At 42.6% G+C, this 22637-nt stretch carries 17 protein-coding genes and 1 other RNA gene; 11 read left to right on the forward strand and 7 right to left on the reverse strand.

What is annotated here, in order from left to right; all coding sequences use genetic code 11:
* Positions 1 to 6: 6 nt before the first annotated feature.
* Together HUK62_RS04855 and HUK62_RS04860 are read right to left on the reverse strand one after the other, a co-directional pair.
* Positions 7 to 1128, reverse strand: a complete 1122-nt coding sequence (locus tag HUK62_RS04855) for a PilT/PilU family type 4a pilus ATPase (protein ID WP_010326019.1) — start codon at positions 1126 to 1128, stop codon at positions 7 to 9.
* A gap of 26 nt (positions 1129 to 1154) precedes the next feature.
* Positions 1155 to 2192 (reverse strand): type IV pilus twitching motility protein PilT, encoded by a 1038-nt coding sequence (locus HUK62_RS04860; RefSeq protein WP_004694862.1) that lies wholly within the window; start codon positions 2190 to 2192, stop codon positions 1155 to 1157.
* A 122-nt stretch (positions 2193 to 2314) separates the two neighbouring features.
* On the opposite strand from HUK62_RS04860, the gene HUK62_RS04865 reads away from it, so the two are divergent.
* The gene (locus HUK62_RS04865; RefSeq protein WP_176537233.1) at positions 2315 to 3004 is read left to right on the forward strand and encodes a YggS family pyridoxal phosphate-dependent enzyme; all 690 of its coding nucleotides are present in this window, start codon (positions 2315 to 2317) and stop codon (positions 3002 to 3004) included.
* 190 nt (positions 3005 to 3194) lie between these two features.
* Positions 3195 to 3929 (forward strand): hypothetical protein, encoded by a 735-nt coding sequence (locus HUK62_RS04870; RefSeq protein WP_176537234.1) that lies wholly within the window; start codon positions 3195 to 3197, stop codon positions 3927 to 3929.
* A 115-nt stretch (positions 3930 to 4044) separates the two neighbouring features.
* On the opposite strand, the gene HUK62_RS04875 is transcribed toward HUK62_RS04870, so the two are convergent.
* Positions 4045 to 7641 (reverse strand): AAA family ATPase, encoded by a 3597-nt coding sequence (locus HUK62_RS04875; protein ID WP_176537235.1) that lies wholly within the window; start codon positions 7639 to 7641, stop codon positions 4045 to 4047.
* Positions 7642 to 7650: 9 nt separating this feature from the next.
* Positions 7651 to 8904, reverse strand: a complete 1254-nt coding sequence (locus HUK62_RS04880) for an exonuclease SbcCD subunit D (protein WP_176537236.1) — start codon at positions 8902 to 8904, stop codon at positions 7651 to 7653.
* A 397-nt stretch (positions 8905 to 9301) separates the two neighbouring features.
* On the opposite strand from HUK62_RS04880, the gene HUK62_RS04885 reads away from it, so the two are divergent.
* From HUK62_RS04885 to HUK62_RS04895, 3 genes are all read left to right on the forward strand, one after another.
* Positions 9302 to 10279, forward strand: a complete 978-nt coding sequence (locus tag HUK62_RS04885; protein WP_176537237.1) for a sensor domain-containing diguanylate cyclase — start codon at positions 9302 to 9304, stop codon at positions 10277 to 10279.
* Between the two features lie 334 nt (positions 10280 to 10613).
* Entirely contained in the window at positions 10614 to 11060 is a 447-nt protein-coding gene (locus HUK62_RS04890; protein WP_176537238.1) for an ABZJ_00895 family protein, read from the forward strand.
* Positions 11061 to 11118: 58 nt separating this feature from the next.
* A complete protein-coding gene (locus HUK62_RS04895; protein WP_176537239.1) occupies positions 11119 to 12030 on the forward strand; it encodes a TIGR01777 family oxidoreductase in 912 nt (303 codons plus the stop codon).
* 16 nt (positions 12031 to 12046) lie between these two features.
* On the opposite strand, the gene thiO is transcribed toward HUK62_RS04895, so the two are convergent.
* Positions 12047 to 13156 (reverse strand): glycine oxidase ThiO, encoded by a 1110-nt coding sequence (thiO, locus tag HUK62_RS04900; protein ID WP_176537240.1) that lies wholly within the window; start codon positions 13154 to 13156, stop codon positions 12047 to 12049.
* A gap of 27 nt (positions 13157 to 13183) precedes the next feature.
* A complete protein-coding gene (hemB, locus tag HUK62_RS04905) occupies positions 13184 to 14197 on the reverse strand; it encodes a porphobilinogen synthase (RefSeq protein WP_176537241.1) in 1014 nt (337 codons plus the stop codon).
* Positions 14198 to 14305: 108 nt separating this feature from the next.
* Here hemB and HUK62_RS04910 point away from each other — a divergent pair, with 108 nt between their 5' ends.
* The 3 genes from HUK62_RS04910 to HUK62_RS04920 all read left to right on the forward strand — a co-directional run bounded on the left by HUK62_RS04910 (position 14306) and on the right by HUK62_RS04920 (position 17738).
* Positions 14306 to 14803 (forward strand): thioesterase family protein, encoded by a 498-nt coding sequence (locus tag HUK62_RS04910; RefSeq protein ID WP_004694841.1) that lies wholly within the window; start codon positions 14306 to 14308, stop codon positions 14801 to 14803.
* A 247-nt stretch (positions 14804 to 15050) separates the two neighbouring features.
* Entirely contained in the window at positions 15051 to 16202 is a 1152-nt protein-coding gene (locus HUK62_RS04915) for an efflux RND transporter periplasmic adaptor subunit (RefSeq protein WP_176537242.1), read from the forward strand.
* Positions 16203 to 16208: 6 nt separating this feature from the next.
* Entirely contained in the window at positions 16209 to 17738 is a 1530-nt protein-coding gene (locus HUK62_RS04920; protein ID WP_176537243.1) for a DHA2 family efflux MFS transporter permease subunit, read from the forward strand.
* 96 nt (positions 17739 to 17834) lie between these two features.
* On the opposite strand, the gene glpK is transcribed toward HUK62_RS04920, so the two are convergent.
* Positions 17835 to 19319: a glycerol kinase GlpK gene (gene glpK, locus HUK62_RS04925; RefSeq protein ID WP_176537244.1), complete on the reverse strand. Its 1485-nt coding sequence runs from the start codon at positions 19317 to 19319 to the stop codon at positions 17835 to 17837.
* A 130-nt stretch (positions 19320 to 19449) separates the two neighbouring features.
* On the opposite strand from glpK, the gene ssrA reads away from it, so the two are divergent.
* The 3 genes from ssrA to HUK62_RS04940 all read left to right on the forward strand — a co-directional run bounded on the left by ssrA (position 19450) and on the right by HUK62_RS04940 (position 22601).
* Positions 19450 to 19808, forward strand: a transfer-messenger RNA (tmRNA) gene (gene ssrA, locus HUK62_RS04930).
* 179 nt (positions 19809 to 19987) lie between these two features.
* Positions 19988 to 21232 carry a tyrosine-type recombinase/integrase gene (locus tag HUK62_RS04935; RefSeq protein ID WP_176537245.1) on the forward strand — a complete coding sequence of 415 codons (1245 nt, stop codon included), beginning with the start codon at positions 19988 to 19990 and terminating at the stop codon, positions 21230 to 21232.
* A gap of 421 nt (positions 21233 to 21653) precedes the next feature.
* Positions 21654 to 22601, forward strand: a complete 948-nt coding sequence (locus tag HUK62_RS04940) for a phage/plasmid replication protein, II/X family (protein ID WP_018676910.1) — start codon at positions 21654 to 21656, stop codon at positions 22599 to 22601.
* Positions 22602 to 22637: the final 36 nt, after the last annotated feature.

The raw sequence follows: 22637 nt of genomic DNA on the forward strand, positions 1-22637 counted from the left end.
AAATGCTTAAGCTTGTCCGTCAAACGTGATGTTTGCACTGGCATGCAATAGACGATCACCGCCTTCTTCAGACAACTTGATTTGTAAACGTAAGTCGTTCGGAGAGTCGGCATGTTTCAGCGCATCTTTATAGGTAATCTGCTTAGCTTTGTACAAATCGAATAAGGCTTGGTCAAAAGTTTGCATACCAAGTTCACGAGAACGCTTCATCAGGTCTTTAATTTCGTGGATTTCACCTTTACGGATCAAATCGGAAATTAACGGTGAGTTAATCAAAATCTCAATTGCAGCACGACGAGAATTACCGTCTGGTGTTGGAATCAACTGCTGAGCAACCATCGCTTTAAGGTTTAAAGACAAGTCCATAAACAATTGGCTATGACGGTCTGCTTCAAAGAAGTGAATAATACGGTCGATGGCTTGGTTGGCGTTGTTGGCGTGCAGCGTTGCAAATACCAAGTGACCTGTTTCAGCAAAGGCAATCGCATAATCCATGGTTTCACGGGAACGAATCTCACCAATCAGGATCACATCGGGTGCCTGACGTAAGGTGTTTTTCAGCGCGATTTCAAAAGAGTCCGTATCAATGCCCACTTCGCGCTGGGTAATGATACAGCCTGCATGCTCATGAATAAATTCAATTGGGTCTTCAATGGTAATGATATGACCTTTCGAGTTTTGGTTACGGTAACCAATGATTGAAGCCAAAGAAGTCGATTTACCCGTACCTGTTGCTCCCACAAAGATGATGATGCCACGTTTGGTCATGGCCAACTCTTTGAGTACAGGCGGTAGTTTTAACTCATCCATGGTTGGAATTTGCGTCTCAATTCGACGCAAAACCATACCTGGCATATCACGCTGTTGAAATGCGCTGACACGAAAACGTGCAGTTTTATCCCGATTCATAATCGCGAAGTTGCACTCACGTGTATCTGCAAATTCTTTACGCTGTTTTTCACTCATAATCGAGTTGAGCAGTTGCCCCGCGACATCACCCGTCAGCTTACCCTTAGCCACAGGCACAATTTGACCGTTAATTTTCATGGAGGGTTCAACATCAGCGGTGATAAATAAATCCGACGCTTTTTGTTGAATCATATAATTGAGTAAGTCGTTAAAATCCATATCTATACCCCAAATCCATTGTTTTCTTATAAGAAGGTTTCAGGTTGCTTAGCAGCTGTACGTGCAGTCTGTGGACTGATCACCCCTTTGGTGACCAAGTTTTTCAAACTTTGATCCAGTGTGGTCATACCGTAGTTTGCACCAGTCTGAATAGCCGAATACATCTGTGCCACTTTGTTTTCACGAATTAAGTTACGAATGGCAGGAATACCAATCATGATTTCATGCGCGGCAACACGGCCACCGCCATTTTTCTTGAGCAAGGTTTGAGAAATCACGGCTTGTAGCGATTCAGATAACATGGCACGAACCATGTCTTTTTCTTCAGCAGGGAATACGTCAATCACACGGTCAATGGTTTTTGCCGCAGAGGTGGTATGTAGTGTACCGAAGACCAAGTGACCCGTTTCTGCTGCTGTGAGCGCCAAACGAATGGTTTCAAGGTCACGCATCTCACCCACGAGGATAATATCGGGGTCTTCACGTAGTGCTGAACGCAGTGCTTCGTTAAAACCATGTGTATCACGGTGCACTTCACGTTGGTTGATCAAGCATTTTTTTGACTGGTGTACAAATTCGATTGGGTCTTCAACCGTTAAGATATGGTCATAGCGGTTATCGTTAATATAATCGATCATTGCCGCCAATGTGGTAGATTTACCAGAACCGGTAGGCCCCGTCACTAAAACTAAACCACGTGGCAATTCACATAACTCTTTGAAGGTTTGTCCTAAACCTAAGTCTTCCATGGTCAGGACTTTAGACGGAATGGTACGGAATACTGCACCTGCACCGCGGTTTTGGTTGAATGCGTTCACACGAAAGCGAGCAATGCTTGGAACTTCAAAGGAAAAGTCTGTTTCTAGTTTTTCTTCGAAATCACGACGTTGTTTGTCATTCATGATGTCATAGACCAGTTTATGCACTTCTTTGTGTTCTAACGCTGGTAAATTGATACGACGAACTTCACCATCGACACGAATCATCGGTGGCATACCTGCAGATAAGTGTAAATCTGATGCCCCGTTCTTAGCCGAAAAGGCTAGTAATTCTGTGATATCCATTATTTCCCCGAGTTCATTTAAATGCTAATTATTTTGATAGAATAATAAGGCTTTCAATCAACTTAACCAACAGTTTGTTGAAAGGCAAAGCAAAAAAGATGACCGAAATGAGACCCTCGTCAATGAATATCTTGCAAAATTCACGTCAACACGTGTTATCCCAAATTCAACAGGCCTGCGAAATTTCAGGTCGTGACGTGGAGTCTGTAGAGCTTTTGGCGGTTTCTAAAACACATCCGAGCGAAGTGTTACGAGACATGTACGCTTGTGGTCAACGCGCCTTTGGTGAGAACTACCTACAAGAGGCTTTGCAGAAGATAGAGGCGCTACAAGACTTAGGGATTGAATGGCATTTTATTGGGCATGTACAACGCAATAAAACCAAACATTTGGCTGAAAAATTTGCATGGGTGCATGGAGTTGATCGTTTAATTATTGCAGAGCGTTTATCGGCGCAGCGTCTGATAACACAACCACCATTAAATCTTTGTCTACAGGTCAATATCGATGGTCAAGACAGCAAAGATGGCTGCCAACCTGATGAGGTTGCTGAGTTGGTAAGAAGTATCAGTCAGTTACCTCATATCAAACTACGTGGTTTGATGGTGATTCCTGCACCGAACAATACTCAAGCCTTTAAGGCCGCGAAAGTGTTATTTGACCAAGTGAAAGAGCTGCATGTACATCCTGAAGACTGGGATACCTTAAGCATGGGCATGTCAGGCGATATGGTCGATGCGATTGCAGCTGGGTCGACTATGGTTCGCGTTGGAACCGCCTTGTTCGGAGTGAGAGATTATTCACAGCATTAAGTCTAAATAGGGCTTCTTGAGCTTAAAGGGAGTGAGAAGCGCTTAACTTACAATTATATAAAACTAATAGGCTGCTGAAAAAATAGGCTTAATTTAAACTCATGAATTGAACCGTCTATAGATTAGACAGATGAACCATGAAAAATGATTGCCTGACAACGATAAAAATTGCATTTAGGATGAAGCCAAAATGAAAAAACTCTATTTATTTATCTCCCTGCTTCTGAGCCTATTTGTAGCAGCTTGTAGCAGTACAAATACCAAAATAAGCGAGATGAGTGCGGAATCTACGGTTCAGAATGCTCAGGTCGCTAAAAGTGAAAAATTAGGCACCAAGTGGGGCGATGAGATTAGTTCAAACGTCACGGAAGTCAATTTAAAACGCTTATCCAGTAGCCCAATTGCTGAATCACAAGTTCGCTATGCCAGCAAAAAATATGTGGGTAAGGCCGTGAACAGTCTGTCATTTGCCGCTGGAAAAATCAGTTTTTCGATTGTAGATGATGCACAGCGTCCACTGCCTTTATTTCGAGATGGTCAGCAGTATTATTTATCGGGTAAAGATGGACAAAGTTATCAACTCAAATACCAAAACCATAGCAATAGCACGTTTGAAGTGGTTGCCAGTGTGGATGGTTTAGATGTTATTGATGGACGTGCAGCATCACGTAGCAATTCAGGTTATGTGCTTCGTCCACAGGCAGAGTTGATTATTGAAGGCTTCCGTAAGAGTGACTCTGCGGTGGCATCCTTTACCTTTAGTCGTCCTGAAGATGCCTATGCTGCAAACTCAGATCATGGTTCCATCCAAAATACAGGTGTGATTGGTACTGTGATTTACCCGCTACAGTCTATGGCGGCTACAGACAAAGCAGCAGATGCATCTAAATATGCGCCTCCACCAAAAGCATTCCCAGCGGATTAAAGCATTTGTTTGGATTTTACAGGGAGCACTTACATTAAGTAGGATGCTCCCTCTATTTTTAACCGAGAGATGGTGTCTTAAAACAGATCAAACTTTGACTTTCAAAAATCTGAAATTATCCCACCACCTCAATGGTACTGGCACCTGCGCCCAAAGCTTTGACTTGGATTTGCACAGGAATACGTTCATGCATTTCTTGGATGTGTGAAATCAGCACCACCTTACGTCCTTGATTTTGCAATTGATCGAGAGCATTCATGACCATGTGCAGGGACGATGCATCTAAAGTCCCAAAGCCTTCATCAATAAACAGAGATTCAATTTTCATTGAGCCTGAGGCCATATTGGCAATGGCAAGAGATAGGGCAAGGGCGGTCAGGAAAGACTCTCCCCCAGAGAGTGATGCAACAGAGCGGGTTTCGCCATCCATGTCATGATCGATAATGGCAAGACTGAGCGAGTGATCTAAACGCTTTAAGGTATAACGCTGTGAGAGTTGGTTGAGCTGTTGGTTGGCATGTTCCAGTAAAATATCGAGATTATATTGCTGCGCATAATCACGGAATTTTTTGCCTGTGGCATCTCCCATCAGACCTGAAATTTTCCCCCAACGGTGTTCTTCCTGTTGTATGGTTTGAATCTGATCTGCAAATTGCTTTTGTTTTGCGACATTTTGCAGATGCAACTCAAGTTTAAGTTTGAGCTGATCACGTAGTTCAAGTTGTGCTTGCAGTGCGACTTGATGCTCCTGCATTTGCTGTTGTAACTGTGCTGGGTCAATCTCAGGTTGATGGCCCAGATGTTCACTCAACTGCTCTTGCATAGTTTTCAATGCAGCATGTGCTTCATTTACTAGGCGTTCTGCATGCTGTAATTTCTGACGGATGTGTTGTTCCTGAGCCGAGCTAATTTGAGCCAGTGCATCTAAATCAGGCTTATGGAAATCAGGATGTGCATTGAGCCAGTGTTGAAGGGTATTTTCTACTTGGCTCGTACTGGTCTGATTCTGCTGCAACTGGGCTTTAAGCTGTTCTAGCTGATTTTTTTCTTGTTCGAATTGATGGCGCAATTGCTCAAAATGCTGTTTCAGCTGTTGATAATAGCTTTGCGTCTGCTGGCGATGTTGATCGTGCTGGATGAGCCACTCATTGGCTTTGATGTCCGTTAAGCCAGTCATTTGTTGGATCAATTGATTGGCTATTTCTGTATTTTGCTGTCCTTTTTGTTTGATCTCATTGAGCTGCTCGTTGGTTTCAGAGATGTGCTTACTGGTATTTTCGATATTCAGTTGATTGGTCTTGAACTGTTGCGTGGTTTGTTCGCGTTGCTGACGCCATTGTTCCAGCTGTTCCAGTTGTTGTGAACGGGTATTTAGGCGTATCAAGATTTGCTGAGCGGTCTGGGTGGTCTGCTGTTGCCAAGCTATTTTTTCACCCTCCGATAAACACTGCACGATATGCTGAACTTGGTTGTGCAAACCGTTCGCTGTTTGTAGTAAATGTTCAATCTGTTGAATATTTTGGATACATTGTTGCTGGATCTTAATATTGTGTTGGAACTGCTCAGACTGTTGTTTGAGTTGTTGCAAATCCGAGTGATATTGCTCAGCCATTTGCATGAACTGAGTCTTCAACTCCGATGCTGTTAGGGTGAAGTCGAGTGTCATATTTGCTGTTTGACTGTGCTCGATTAACACGTGTTGCAAAGTACTAATTTTTTCAGAAAGTTGCTGAATTAGAGTTTGCCGTTGTTCTATTTCAGTATTCAGTTTAGTCAGCTGTTGCTGCGCGTACTGCCAGTCGTCAAAGCAATTCTGTTCTTTTAGCGTTGCCTGTTGCTCCTGCTGTTGTTGAAGCTCAAACAGAGCTTTAGAGATCGCAGTATCTTCCACTTTATAAGGATGTGAGGTACTTCCACAGACTAAACAGGGTTCGCCGTCTTGGAGTACCGAGCGTAAATCTTCGATATTTTCAGCATGTAAAAGTCGCTGCTGTTGCAAAACCTGTTGCAGTTGGATGCGTTCACTTTTGGCAGATTGAAAGGCTTGTTCTGCTTGTTGGCTATTGTGTTGCACGGCTTGAAGCTGTGTTTTGGCATTGTCGAGTTGTACTTGCTGTTCTGTAGACTCAGCCTGTAAGTCAAAAAACTGCTGAATTTTTTGCTGAATCAGCTCGAATTGGCTGAGTTGATTGATTTTCAACTCGCGTTGCTGTTGTGTCTGCTCAACTTTGATTTCAAGCTGTTCGATCGTCCCGAACTGTTGAATAGACTGCTGTAATTGTTGTTTTTCTGATGCTAGCCGATGTTCAGCCTGAGTACGTGGCCCGAGTTGATGTTCAATTTTTTGATATTGATGAATGAACTGTTCTAGCTGTTGAGTATGGGCGCTGAGACCTTTGTCTAGGTTTACAAACTGTTGTGAGCTTTCCAGTTGCTGCTTACACTCGGTTTGCTGTCGATCAATGTGTTGAATCTGCTGTTCAAGCTTTTGTTGTTGCTGGTTTAGGGGCAGCTTAGACTGCTCTAAAGCCTGCAATTTTTCCTGAACTTTCTTAAACTCAGCCCCAATGAAATCACGTTCTTGAATACATCTACGCACCTCATTTAATGCAGCATGATGGGTACTTTCAAACTGTTGTAGTTTATTCACTGCCATTTCAGCTTGCGTAAATTGGACTTTTTCACTTTCAAATTTAAGTTGTAAATGATCGAACAGTTGTTGCTGTTGTTGAATACGGGGCGTCAGTTGCTGCACAGTTTGCTGTAACTGTTGTTGTTGGAATACCACAGCACGAATTTCTGAAAAGATCTCCAAACGAGCCAAATGTTCGCGCTCAGGAGTTAAATCTTGTTGTAACTTGCTTTGTGTATCGAAGAGTTGTTGTTTGCTAATGATTTCACTGTCGAGTTTATGTTTGCGCTCAAACCATTGTTGTTGTTTTTCTAGTTGCGACTTTTGAGCTTCAAGCTGTTTATAATTCCTGTCACACTGTTGAAACTCTGTCGATAATGCAGTGACTTGTTCATCGGTTAACAGTTCAATATGACCCAGTACATTTTCGAGTTCTTTGCGCTGCGTGGCGACGGATTTGGTTTTCTCATAAGCCAGTTGACCAATTTTCCCAAAAATAGCGGAATTGGTTAGATATTCCAGCAATTCGCCGCGTTCATTGTCCCGTGCTTTTAAAAAAACGGTGACCTCAGATTGGGCCAATAAAACGGCACGAGTAAATTGTTCAAAACTGAGCTGTGTGATGCGTTTGATATTTTCATCGACGGCTTTGGCTTTATCCGCAACGACGACACCATCGGTGACACATTTTAAAGAACGCTGCACACTTTGCAGTTTGCCGTCTGCTTTTTCCCGCGAACGTTTTAATTCCCAACGTGCGATATAGCGTTTTTGGTCTTGTGCAATAAAGCAAAGCTCAGCATAACCATGTGCAGTGCCACGACGCAGTACGGTCAATGGAGAGTTGGTGAGCAGCTCTGAACCATCGACATCTTGTAGTTTGCCATCACTGTCTTTTAACCGTGGAATACGGTTAAACAGGGCCAAACACATAGCATCTAAAATGGTGGATTTACCTGCGCCTGTTTTCCCTACAATGGCAATCAGACCTGCACTGGCTAAGGGATCACTTTCAAAATCAATCAGATGTTCGCCAGAAAGTGAAGCAAGGTTTTTAATTCGAATCGATAAAATATTCATACTAAACCTTTAAGCCTCTTGTTCATCTGCAAGGGATTGTTCTGCTTCACGCATTAAGCTCATAAAATCGTTTAACACTTCTGCATCACTGTGATAACCCTGTTTTTCCCAAATTTGCTGAAACAGTTTTTCTGGTGTTGGCGGTTCTAAACTTACTTTAGCGGGTGCATTGGGGTCTTGCTCAGTCGCTAAATATTGGCGCGAAATACGGACTAAACGATAACGGTCTTTGGGGAGAGCCTCTTCGAACTGTTGTCTTAAATTGGGCTGCGGTGGAACAGCAGTATGGTATTCAATATCGACATATTCACGTTGATCAATCTCTGGGATAGCGCCTTGAGGCAATGCTTGCAGTTTTTCCAGTATTTCATTGAGTTCACCCCGTATCTTATGCAGTTGAATACTTCGTGGTATTGCTAAAACATTCAACTGAAAACGCGAGACATCATTTCGTGTGGGATCAAGTGTCACTTCAACAACTTGATGTTTATAGTTAATTTCACTAAAAGATAGTGGAATTGGGGAGCCACTATAGCGAATATGCTCTTCACCGACTTTTTGCGGTTTATGCAAATGCCCGAGTGCCACATAGTCAATGATTTCATCAAATAATGCTGTTGAGAGTGCTTCTTCATTACCAATCACAATAGGACGCTCAGAGTCTGAGGTTTCGCCGCCTTGCATATGTGCATGAGACATTAAAATTAGGGCTTGATCTGCTGTTTTGCGGGCTTTAGCCTCGGCGATCAATTGTTGATGCAAATAGGCAATCGCGTTTTGGCTATTGGTGGTGTGTTCATTAAAGCCTGTAATTTCAGCAGGACGTAAAAAGGGCAGGCTCAGACACCATGCCACAGTATTTTGTTGCTCATCTAAAATTGGCACCAATAAGTGCTCAAGATCGATCTGCTGTTGACTATTTTTATGAATCACTCCCACCGCTTTGGAATTGTATTTGGCCAATAACGGTTCAACTTGTTCAATGCGGTAGCCTGAGTCGTGGTTGCCTGCAATCATCAGGGTTTGCATATGCGGTGCACGTGCATGCGCATCTGCTAAGAACTGATAGAGTTGCTTTTGTGCGGACGATGCAGGGTTGATGACATCGAAAATGTCTCCTGCAATCAAAAGCGCATTTGGCTGTCTTGCACTGATTTGTTCCAGTAACCATGCTAAAAACTGTTCATGTTCATACTGACGGGAATGGTTATAAAAAAACTGTCCCAAATGCCAATCAGATGTATGAAAAAAACGAACAGCCATAGATACCCCAAGCTCAAAGCGCAATAGAGCTATAAGCTAACATAAATCAAAATTATGCGATGGATAATTGTCGCTACGACGATAATCACTGACCTGACAGTTGAGTGCCTATTTTTAAGTTGAATTGCACAGAAAAATCAGTGAGTGATTATGTGAAAAAGAAAGTGATGGTTTTATATGATTAACACTATAGTAAATAGATAAATTATGATTAAAAAATGTTCTTTTAATAGGGTATTATGTAATTCTATGAAATTGTATATCGTGTCATAGCCATAAAGGAAATGAGCAGATTAATCACGGATTCAATTTTGAGACTTTATAAGAATGATTTATGCAGAATGTCTAAAAAATAAGTCATGTATTGAGTAGGACAGGGTATAAGGAGAACGTAACTATGTCTGATTCTATTTTCAATTCGCCCCGTATTGTCAATGATCTGGTGTATAAGACGCTGATTGAATCAACACTTGCTATTCCTTGGAGTATTGATTGGGAAACCAAAACGTTTAGTTATATTGGCCCACAAATTGAAAAAGTGCTGGGTTGGAAGCAAGACTCGTGGAGAACAGTCGAAGATTGGGCGATGCGAATGCATGAAAATGATCGTGCATGGGTGGTTGATTTTTGTGTGGCGCAGTCGATTTCGGGGGTTGATCATGAGGCGGATTATCGCGCACTGACCATCAATGGAGAATATATTTGGATTCGCGATGTGGTGCATGTAGTGCGAAAACCAGACGGGGAAGTCGATAGTTTGGTTGGATTTATGTTCGATATTTCGGAGCGTAAAAAACAAGAACAAGAATTAGAAACACTGAAAAAACAACTGGAAGAATATTCTTATCAAGACGGTCTGACGGGGATTGCCAACCGCCGCTTCTTTGAAGATAGCTACCAACGTGAATGGCTCAATGCGCAACGTGAACAGCAACCACTGACCATCATGTTATTAGACATCGATTATTTTAAACAATACAACGATTATAATGGTCATATTCTCGGTGATGCTTGTCTGAAACAGATTGCACAAATACTGAAAAAAAGTGTCTCACGTCCACGTGATTTGGTGGCGCGTTTTGGCGGGGAAGAGTTTGTTTTGATATTACCCGATACCTCACAAGCGTCTGCAATTGAAGTGGTGGAGCGTATTTTACAGAGTATTCGAACCGCTGATATTTGCCATAGCTCATCGCCATTGGATCAGCGTCTGTCCGTTAGTTTAGGTGTGAAAACCATTATTCCAACTCAGAAAAATGACAAAATGACCTTTTTAAATGAGGTCGATCAGAATCTGTATTTGGCCAAAGAGCAGGGACGTAATGGTTATGTCATTCAGGATGCAGAACACGTCCAGCACTTAAACTCATATTAACTTTTAAGGGCTTCTTCATCTATTGAGGTGGGGGAGCACTGAAAAATCAGTCCTCAAAAAAATAAAGACCGACGATTCGAGTGATGATGAAATCGTCGGTCAAAGAAAACTGCTTCACGCTTAAATGTCGGCTGCTGACAACATTTAAATTTGGAGCCAATCTTATTGCTCTAGGAAAGGTCACCGTACGTATTGTGGATGCCGGTACAATGTTGACGGTTGCTGCGACCTTGTACCCTATTTAACGCACATCAACTTCGATTGGTTGACATGAAAATGAAAAAAAACTGAATTTTTTTTATAATGATTTTTTGGCTGGATTTAAAGTAGCGCTATGATTTCGCTAACACGATATTTTCTCTGGTTTTTTTTTATATGTTTTGTCTTTAGTTGTGTCTGTGGTGTACTCGCTGCTCTACTTCCGACAGGGATGGGAGCGGTATTAACGGCTGTACCTTATTTGGTGGCCATGATTTGGGTTTTACTTAAATTTATTAAGCAGCAGCGCCGTGCGCCAACCCAAGCAGAGCGGAAGAAATTCACTTTGGGTTTTAGTCTGATTTTTTGGAGCTATAACTTCGCCTTCCTTATGTTGGGCTTATTTATCTTTGCGCAGGGTGATGCCGAAGTTTGGCAAAACTTTATGCTCTACGTCCAACAACCGCAATTTATCAGTATGGTGGTGATTCTGATTTTATTGATCGCGATTCCACTGTATGTGCTGACGTACTGGTTTTATGGCAAACAAGCTGAGCGTATGGCGGCAAAAATGATCGATTAATCGTAAAGCTTTCTTCTAAATGCTATAGTTTGAGCAAAACATCATTTGAGATCACGCTATGCAAAAAGAACGTGTTTTGGTGACAGGAGCAAGTGGTTTTATTGGTTCAAACTTGCTCGATTATTTATTAGAAAAAGATTATGACGTGATCGGCTTAAGTCGACAGAAGAATTTGCCTAAAATTCACCCGCATTTGACTTGGATTCGAGCTTTAGAAGAACTGAAGCATGATCGCATTGATTATGTGGTGAATTTGGCAGGGGAAAGTATTGCTCAGGGGCGTTGGACAGATGCCCGCAAACAAAAGCTGATCGCCAGTCGTGTTGAAACGACGACGATGCTCTATCAATATCTCGCTAAAAGAAATATTCAACCGAAATGTATTATTTCAGGTTCAGCAGTGGGCTATTATGGTATCGATCCGACTGAACAATGGACAGAGTGTTGTAATGAGCAGTCAGCGCCGCAGTCTATTTTTATGTCAGAGTTGTGTCAAAAATGGGAACAATCTGCACGGCAAGACACTTCGCAAAATACCAAAATTATTCGTTTAGGTGTGGTCTTTGGACGTGGGGCCGGCATTTTGCCGCAAATGTTGTTTCCGATCAAAATGAACTTATGTGGACGTATTGGTTCGGGGCGGCAACCTGTGGTGTGGGTGCATATTCAAGATGTGCTGCGAGCGATTGAGTTTCTAATGTTGCATGAAACCACTGCACAAGTTTTTAATGTCGTCAGTCCAGAAAAAGTCACCCAGTCAGCATTTACACAAACCGCAGCGCAAATTCTAAAACGTAGACCTGTACTTTCTTTACCAGCTTTTGTACTGAAGTTACTTTTAGGCGAGCAGTCTCAACTGGTGTTGAATGGTCAATTTGTTCGCCCCGAAGCATTGAAAGCACAGGGGTTTGAGTTTAAATATCCCACTTTAAAAGAAGCATTGCTTCATCTCATTCAGCCCAAAGCCTGATTGTGGCGAAGCATCATCACGCAAAATGTGCTAAACGTTCTGGAGTATAGGCAGTCGCATCAACCGTTAAGTTTTGGTCTAACATCAATTCTCGTAGCAGTCGTGCAGATGCAGGCCCCATACATAGACCATTTCTATAGTGACCGAAGTTTGCCCAGAGATTGGCTATTTCAGGAAATGCTCCGATATAAGGGACGCCCGTTGGCGAACTTGGGCGTAGACCCGCCCAATGCTTCACAATGGGAAAATCGGCCAGCTCAGGCACCATGTCCAAACAGGCTTTATAAATATTTTGCTGGGTCTGTAGAGAAGGACGTTGGTCAAAACCGACATCCGCCATGCTTGAACCACAAACGATATGACCGTCTAAACGTGGAATCAGATACATGACTTGATTCATACACATGGTTGGTAGCCAGTTTTCCGGGGTTTTAAACAGTAACATTTGCCCTTGTACGGGGTTCACTGGAATGCTGCACTGGAGTTGTTCGGACCAATGCTGTGACCATGCGCCTGTTGCAATCACTACATGATCTGCATGGTAGCTTTGTCCATCGGCAGTTTTTATCCCTTGAACTTTCTGATTGAGCATGTCAAAGGTATGTACCCACGCTTGCTCATGAAAGGTGACTTGTGGCTGCCGTTTGAGGTATTCCACAATCGACTTGAGCAGTCGAGGATTACGGACATTGGCTAACTGTGGAAAATGGATAGCTTGTTGAAAGCGTGAAGAAATGCGCGGATTGACCTGTTCCAGTTGTTCGCGTTGCAAAAGTTCACAATGCTGCATCGGTTCTTGATGTTGGTCTTTATAATTTAGGCCAATGTCAAAATCAGTTTCATCAAAAATCAGCATGCCTGTTTCATGGATTTCAAAATCAATCCCCGAAACGGGGCTAATTTTTTCATTCCATGCTTGATACATGCTTTTGCCATATTTGGCGAGGTCATTGACACTTTGTGGATAGCGCCATGGGTACATCGGGGAAAGAATCCCTCCACCTGCCCATGAAGCCGCTTGTCCCGCTTGCTGTTGGTCAAAAATCTCAACCGAACAACCATGTTCAATCAGCTCAAGCGCTGTCAGTAAACCACTGATTCCTGCGCCAACGATGGCAATATGCATTGCAACTCAATCCTTTTAAACGCGCTGTTATTTCATGTCTTTTAGTTTCAGTGCCGCTTCTTCTGCAAAATAGGTCCAGATGCCATCTGCACCCGCGCGGCGGCAGCTCATCAGTGATTCAATAATCACGCTGTCCGATAACCAGCCGTTTTGGATGGCCGCTGCGAGCATGGCATATTCGCCACTGACTTGGTAAACGAAAGTTGGCACGCCGAAGTTATCTTTGACTTCACGGACAATGTCCAAATACGGCATACCCGGTTTCACAATCACCATGTCAGCCCCTTCTTGAATATCAAGGGCAATTTCATGTAATGCTTCTGCGCGGTTGCCGACATCCATTTGATAGTTGTATTTGTTGCCACCTTTGAGGTTGCTGGATGAACCGACCGCATCACGGAAAGGGCCATAGAAGCTCGACGCGTATTTTGCTGAATAGGCCATGATTGAGGTGTAGATATGACCATTAACTTCAAAGGCTTGACGAATCGCACCGATACGACCATCCATCATGTCACTTGGCGCAAAGACATCTGCTCCAGCTTCAGCGTGGCTTAACCCTTGTTTGATCAGTGCTTCAACGGTTTCGTCATTGAGTACATAACCTGTTTCATCAATGATGCCGTCTTGACCATGCGTGGTATACGGGTCAAGTGCGCCATCGGTAATCAGCACCATTTCAGGTAATTCTTTTTTGAGCAGACGTAGCGTGTTTTGAACCACACCATCTTCACGCCATGCTGCTTCGGCAGTTAAGCTTTTATCTTCTTGGGGAGTAACTGGAAATAGCGCCAGTTTCGATACGCCAAGTTCAAGTAAACGTTCTGCTTTTTTTAAGAGTAAGTCCGCAGATAGGCGCTGCACCTTCGGCATACTGGGAATGTCTTGCGTTTGGTTTTGTCCCGGCAGTACAAATACTGGATAGATAAGATGATCTGTCGTTAAATGGGTCTCGCGAACCATAGAGCGCAGATGTTCATTTTTACGAATACGGCGCATGCGAGTAGCAGGGAAGGCGGGACGATTGAACGTATAGGTCATACAAATCTCGATAATCGGTATTAAACTAGGTCAGTATTGTAGACCTATCTTATGGCTTTGGGCACATATTGACGGGTTTTTATTGTTTTAAGAGTGAAGCAGATTGTTATGAGTAGTGGTGAAAAAAGCTGGACGGGCAGCATACACTTAGGAGCAAAAGTGGATATTGATGTGGTTTTTGAGCAGTTGGTTAAGGCTTTTAATGCGTCGCCATTTTTTAAGCACAACACCATGACTATGCGAGTCGTTGACGGGCAAATTGAAGCCTATATCGATATGCAAGATTACTTAATTGGCAATGTTGCGTTCCAAATTCTACACGGAGGCGTGGCTGCAACGGTTTTGGACAGTATTGGTGGCATTGTGGCGATGGGAGAGCTGTATAAAAAAGCGGAACCTGACACGATTGCGGACACCATTAAAAAAGTATCCCGTTTAGCTACAGTCGATATGCGGGTCGATTATCTCGCGCCGGGACGTGGAAAATACTTTATTGCCCGTGCTGAAACTCTAAGATTGGGGCGTAAAGGCTGCACGATGCGCATGACCATGGTCAATGATGAAGGCAAATCGATTGCAACAGCGATTGCTTCTTATGCTTATTAGTTTTAAATTAATTAAGTAGTTAATATTCAAGTGAAATTTACAGCATCTAATAGGAAGTTGGATGCTGAAAACTAAAATAGACTGAGAAGTTACAATTTATTTTCTCAAAATGTGATTATTTGCTCTTAGAATGCATCAAATTTTATTGTGACTTTCTCATCGACACCAATGCAGACAATACTTGTCTGATGTCCCTTTCGTCGGGATGATGCCTGCTGACCAAGTCTGTTAGATTTAGGAAAAATCAATGACAGATGCCCCAAATACACTGCCAGATACTGATCCAGCCGATCAAATCAATGATCAAGCACTGAAAGCTAAACGTAAGAAAAGCTTAGGTTTCGTGGCTATGATCCTGATCATTGCTGCCATTTTATTCTTGATTTGGAAACTGTTCTTTAACCATTCGGTTTCAACTGATAATGCTTATGTGGGGGCGGAAACGGCCTCGATTACTTCTATGGTGACTGGCCAAGTTGAAAAAGTGTTGGTCAGTGACACGCAAACTGTAAAGCAAGGCGATGTGCTGGTTTTGGTCGATCATCGTGATACAGAAATTGCTGTAGCCCAAGCTCAGGCCGAATTACTTAAAGCACAGCGCCAGTATAAACAAAGTGCGGCCAACAGTAGCTCTTTAAACTCGCAAGTCTTTGTGAGTGATGACGCCATTCATAGTGCTGAAGCGCAAGTGGCTAAAGCCAAAGCAGAGTTGGATAAAGCGCAAGATGATTTGAACCGTCGTCAGCAGTTGAGTGCGACAGGCGCGATTTCTAAAGAAGAATTAAGCACAGCACAAGCTGCTTTAAATAATGCACAAGCGGGCTATAACTTGGCGCAAGCGGGTTGGGCGCAGGCTAAATCCAGTCAGAAAGCTGCACAAAGTAACTTGGCTGCAAATGAAGCTTTAATTAATGGCAGCAATGAAAATTCAACCCCCGATGTTTTGGTTGCTCAAGCAAAACTGAAACAAGCTTTACTTGATTTAGAACGTACTGAAATTAAAGCACCATTTGATGGGGTGGTGACGAGCCGAAAAATTCAAGTTGGACAGCGTGTGGCGCCGGGTTCGGTGCTCATGGTGGTGGTGCCAATTTCACAGTTATATGTGGACGCGAACTTTAAAGAAAGCCAGCTTGAAAATGTACGTCCGGGTCAAAAAGCACTTTTAACCTCAGACCTCTATGGTGACTCAGTTGAGTTCCATGGCACGGTCTTGGGCTTTTCTGGTGGAACAGGCTCAGCCTTCGCACTGATTCCTGCACAAAATGCCACAGGCAATTGGATTAAAGTGGTACAGCGTTTACCTGTGCGTATTCAACTCGACCCGAAAGAGTTGGCTGAACATCCTTTACGTGTTGGTTTGTCGATGGAAGCTCAAATCGATCTGAAATCGAAGTAGTTGCACATGAATAGCTACGTTCCCTATGGTGACTTAAAGGGTGGTCGCCTGATGTTGGCGGCTTTCGTCCTCGCTTTGGCCAACTTTATGGTCGTGCTGGACATGACCATTGCTAATGTTTCTGTGCCTCATATTACGGGAAGTCTTGCCGTATCGAGTTCGCAAGGAACATGGGTGATTACCTCTTATGCAGTGGCTGAAGCGATTTGTGTTCCCTTAACAGGCTGGCTCGCAGGTCGTTTTGGCGGCGTGAGGGTTTTTACCTTAAGTCTGATTGGCTTCACCATATTTTCGGTACTGTGTGGTTTATCGACCAGTTTAGAAATGCTGGTTTTCTGCCGAATTGGCCAAGGTTTATTTGGTGGTCCGATCATGCCGCTCAGTCAGATGTTACTGATGCGGATTTTCCCTCCAGAAAAGCAATCCCAAGCGATGGGCATGTGGGCAATGACGACAGTGGTTGGCCCAATTCTTGGTCCGATTTTAGGGGGAACCATCAGTGACAACATGTCTTGGCATTGGATTTTCTTTATTAATATTCCCGTCGGGATAGCGTGCGCTTTTGCAGCGATGCGTCTGCTTAAACCTGCGGAAACCGCAACGTCCAAACTCAAAATTGATCGCGGTGGATTGATCCTCCTGATTTTATGGATTGGGGCATTACAGCTCATGCTCGATTTGGGGCATGAACGTGACTGGTTTAATAGCCCTGCGATCGTGATACTGGCTTTAACGGCTGTGATTGGCTTGGTGATTTTTACCATTTGGGAGCTGACAGAACGGCATCCAGTGGTGAATATCCAAATCTTTAGATACCGTAGTTTCACGATTTCTGTCTTGGCACTGGCCTTTGGCTTTGGCGCATTTTTTGGCAGTATTGTACTGATTCCGCAATGGTTACAGATCAATTTGGGCTATACCGCAACTTGGGCCGGTTATTTAACCGCAACCATGGGTTTTGGTAGTTTAGCCATGTCACCCATTGTGGCGAAATTGGCAACCAAATATGACCAACGTGCACTGGCCAGTTTTGGTTTGAGCATCTTGGGCGGGGTGACCTTGATGCGCTCATTCTGGACCACAGATGCAGACTTTTTTGCATTGGCATTGCCGCAAATCTTGCAAGGCTTTGCTGTGCCATTTTTCTTTATCCCATTATCAAACATGGCGCTGTCATCGGTATTGCCGCACGAAATGGCATCTGCCGCAGGTTTAATGAATTTCTTAAGAACTATGGCAGGTGCGATAGGCGCCTCTATTGCTGTCACTATTTGGGACGACCATACTAAAGTTGCACGTAGCGAAATGGTTGGTAGTTTGCATACAGATCAAACCCAGTCGGTGTTGATGCAGCAGGGAATGAGCGCGGAAGGTGCATTAGGCTATATTTCTAGTCTGGTGGATAAAGAAGCGTTGACCTTGTCGGCAAACTATATTTTCCTGATCTTGGCCTTGGTGTTCCTATTTGCAGCATCCATTATTTGGCTCTGTCCTAAACCTAAAATAGGGGCAGGCGGTGGCGGGCATGCGCATTAGGATAATAAAAAACCGCTTTCTTGAAGCGGTTTTTTATTATGCATGTTATGCAGTTTTATGATGTTTTTGTTATCTCAAAACAATAGCGTTAAATAATCAAAGTTCTGACTTTGCGCGTCTTAAAGCGGATTGCCATTGTTGTAAGTGAAACTCACGTTGATCTGGACTCATTTTTGGTTCAAAGGCACGTTCAAGCTGCCAAGACTGGGCAATTTCGTCCAAACTTGAAAATACGCCAGACCTTAAGCCTGCCATGGCCGCCGCGCCCCATGCGGTCGACTCCTGCATCTTAGGGCGTAGTACAGGCACATTCAAAATATCGGCTTGAAACTGCATGAGCATGTCATTTTGACTGGCGCCACCATCGACGCGGAGCTCTTTCAGCGGCTGCTGAATATCGGCTTGCATGGCAGTCAGTACATCCGAGACTTGAAAGGCAATGGATTCTAAGGCTGCACGGGCGATATGAGCCTTATTGGTGCCGCGTGACATTCCACATAATAGGGCACGCGCTTCACTGTCCCAGTGTGGCGCACCGAGTCCAGTAAAGGCAGGAACCAGCATGACGCCATCGGTATCTTTAACTGTACAAGCTAATTTTTCAACATCGCTACTTTTTTGAATAATGCCTAAATTATCCCGTAGCCACTGAACAATCGCACCTGCCATAAATACACTGCCTTCTAGGGCATAAGTGGTGTGATTTTGCGTTTTCCAACCCAGTGTCGAAAGCAGTTTGTTCTTACTGTATTGAACGGTCTCGCCTGTATTGAACAGCATAAAACAACCTGTGCCATAGGTGTTTTTTGCAGTTCCAATGTCAAAACAGGACTGTCCAAACAGTGCAGACTGCTGGTCGCCTAATATGCCTGTGATCGGAATATTGGCACCGAGTAAGCCTGCCGCGGTATCGGCGACATAGGTGTCCGAGTTGATGATTTTTGGCAGTAATGCAGAGGGAATATTAAATAGATCTAACAGCTCTTCATCCCACTGCTGGGTACTTAAGTTCATGAGCATGGTGCGAGAGGCATTGCTGACTTCGATGACATGTTGAGCACCTTGGGTAAGATTCCAAATCAGCCAACTATCAATCGTGCCAAAGGCCACATGCCCCTGTTCAGCCAGTGTGCGTAGACCATTGACATGCTCGAGTAACCAGACCAATTTTCCTGCACTAAAGTAAGGGTCAATTCGGAGTCCAGTTTTGGATTGAATCTTATCTTTTAGGTTTTGCTGTAGGAGCTGATTGCACCATTCAAATGCACGACGGTCTTGCCAGATAATCGCTGGTGCAAGCGGCTGCCCTGTACGTTTATCCCATACGACAGTCGTTTCTCTTTGGTTAGTAAGGCCTATGGCTTTAATGTCTTTGGCTAAAATACGAGCAGAGGCCAGAGCCTGCTGTACAACGGCAATTTGTGAGCTCCAAATCTCTTGGGCATCTTGTTCTACCCAGCCTGATTGGGGGGTATGTATACGTGTTTCGCGTTGCGCCGTTGCCTGAACTTGACCTTGTTCATTGAAAATAATGGCACGACTCGAAGTGGTTCCTTGGTCGAGTGCAAGTAAGTAGCTCATAAATTATTTTATTGTTGGACTTGAAAACCAAAATATTAGCGCAATTATGTAATTAAGCGCATCAATATGTGTGTTTGTTTAGAAAATAGATCGTATTTTCTAGCAACTATGCTATGATTGTCGCTACTTTGGGGGTGTTTCTGGCTTCGACGCTGGTGATGAAACTCATAGATGCATGTCGAGAGCGCATTTTCTCTCGTAAATCAAATTTGCATTTTTTAGTCGCAAACGACGAATCATACGCTCTAGCTGCCTAAGGGCAGCTTGTCCGCCTCTCCGAATACTTGTGGTTAGAGAGTCCGACTGAAGCGCACGCACACAAGTCCGTATAAAACCAAGCCTCGGGGTTTTGTACTAAATTAAGAGGATCGCGATTTGTACCCTGTTCGTCGGGTCACAAAGAGTTAAAACAGTAGACGATATCTAAGCATGTAGTATTCTCGAGCGTAGTGCTGGCGGACGCGGGTTCAACTCCCGCCACCTCCACCAAATTCTTAAATTTGTATGTCGTAACATTACGGTATATGAGTAAATAAAGCTTAAATCTTAATGGTTTAGGCTTTTTTTATGCCTGTTTATGCCGTTATATGAAGTTTCTTATAGCTTGTTGCTGTGTATGGTAGCGTGTATAGTGTGAGTTAGTAAAAAGCCACCATACAAGACATGCGATGAAAAAATCAGATGTAAAGTCTTATCCGATGCGAGATACTGTATTAGGTTCATTAGAAGCAGAAGAAAAAGAGTACCGCATTAATGACGGAAATAACTTACATTTTGTAGTTCATCCTAAAGGCAATAAACGATGGGAGCTAAGATATAAAAAGCCTAGCACTGGTAAGTGGTCATGGGTGGGTTTAGGTACATATCCTGAAGTCGGTGGAAGCTTTGCAAGAAAGAAAGCTGATGAGGCTCGTAAGTTAATTGCTCAAGGTATTGATCCAGTTGTACAGAAAGCTGAAGAAAGATTAGCGACACTGGAGCAAGGTGCTTATACATTTCAGCAACTCGCTGAAGAGTTTTATCTGACAAAAACTTGGACACCTGATACTACAGCTCGCAATGTAGGTGCATTAAATAATCATGTAATGCCTGCAATGGGTAAGAAAGATTACCGAAATATCAATAAACAAGAATGGCATGATCTCTTTCAGGATATACAAAAAAAGCTGAATCCTCGAACGGGTAAACCAATTATTGAAACAGGTCAGCGTGTCACAGCATTGGTACGAGAAATTTATGATTATGCTGAGGTAACAGGTAAAGCTACATATAACCCTATTACTAATTTGCATAAGTATCTTAAAAAACACGAAAGCAATGGGATGAAGCATGTCGGTGATGAGGAACTGCCAGCATTATTGCGAGCTATTGATAAATACCCTGCATTGGATACACGTATTGGTCTTAAATTGCTTTCAATACTCTTCAGCAGACCATCTGAATTAAGAGAGGCAAAATGGGAGGAGTTTGATTTGGTAAAGGGTATATGGTTAATCCCAGCATCAAGAATGAAAATGAAGAAAGAGCATAAAGTTCCACTAGCAAAACAAGCCTTGTTGTTACTGCAAGAGCTAAAGCAATTAACAAGTCATTCACCATTTTTATTTCCTAGTAGGAGTAATAAGGGGCAACCTAAGTCGGATACGGTATTTATCGAAGCTTTAAAAAGAATTGGGTATGGTGGAAAGCAAAACCCTCATGGCTTCCGTCATATTGCTAGTACCATATTAAATAACCAATTTAGTGATAAACCCCAAGTGGTTGAGGCATGTTTAGCTCATACTAAAAACGGTGTTAAAGGGACGTATGATAAGGCAACTCATTTTGAAGAGAGAAAAGGTATTATGCAATGGTATGCTGATCATTTGGAACAATTGGCAGTTGGTACGGTAATTCAGTTTAAAAGAGCATAGGATATTTTAATATTTTGAAAGTTAATGAAGCAGGGAGTATCGAGATTGTTAAGCACCTCATCGATAAATACAGTGGTGTTAAGCCTACTGCCTCTCCTCCCTATAGAGATATAAAATAATATTTTTGAGGTATGTTATCCTTATGATGTAAGGCTTTAACAATAAAATTGATTGATCAAAAAACAATCAATTAGCAATAATTTTTATTGACTCTTTGCTTGTGTTTATTGTATATTTAAAAGTATTGTTTTATGTTAATACAACATGACGGAACGATTGTATAAGTTATACAAGCAAATCCGAAACCTAACCTATTAAGGTAAATGAAAACTTAAAGTCTTGACTCTCTACATCTAGTTTAAAAATGGACTATCGATGTTTGAGGGTTTTTTGCGTTCTAAATTTTATGTGAGGAAAATATATGGTATTGAATAATGTTTTAAATCAACAAATTAACAATGAAGAGGTGCTGGAAGCTAAACATATATTTGCTATTGATTACTTAAAACTAAAAGTAGAAATAACAAATAATCCACTAGAATTATCTCAAAATATGGTTATCCCCCTAACCAAGTTTGATGGTGAATTTCAGCCATTACAAGAATCTTATAGCAAGCAATGGGTATGCGGTTCTTATAACGATCATATTCAAATTAAAGCAATTAACAAAAATGAGATATTAATTCAGGGTAATTTGTTTAAGTGGTTGAATGGTCAAAATGTTACAGGTACAACTGACTTGATTCAGTTAGTCCTCGATACTGTGAATAGACTCAGTCAGATATTCAATGCAATTACTCCAACTGATACCGAGATTGAGAATATTAAATTAGGTTTATTCCGCATCTATCGAATTGACGTGAATAAAGCATTATTGTTTGATGATAAGCAAAAAGCTCAACAATATTTAAGTTCAATCAAAGAGCATGGAACTTATCCACGGCGCGATAGAGAAGTCGAAAATAATGGTATCTACTTTGGTAAAGGTAGCAAGCGGACTACTTTGCTTTACTATTTTAAAGGTCAAGAAATCCGTTCTCATAACAAGCAACAGACAACGCTTACAACTGAGTTGAGAGAATATGCTGATCGTATGATTAGATGTGAAGTACGTTTATTTAATCAGCAATTAAGAGATCAGGAATTGAATTATGGCTATTGTTGGAATGAAGAGTTGGTTAAGCATTTAGTTGAGGACTCCCATAGCAAACTGAATCTACCTGAACCTGTGTCGGAAATAGAGTTACCTGCTAAGTATATTCGATTCTTAGCGACACAGAAGCAAGGAGCCTTGCATATAGGTTATACAGCATCTACTAGAGCTCGTTATAAGCGTGATTTAGCTAGAGATTACGGTTTGATGGTATGACTTGTTATGGGGCTAATACAGCGATTTAATGTGAAT

Source organism: Acinetobacter sp. NEB 394 (genome assembly GCF_013374795.1).
Lineage (GTDB): Bacteria > Pseudomonadota > Gammaproteobacteria > Pseudomonadales > Moraxellaceae > Acinetobacter > Acinetobacter johnsonii.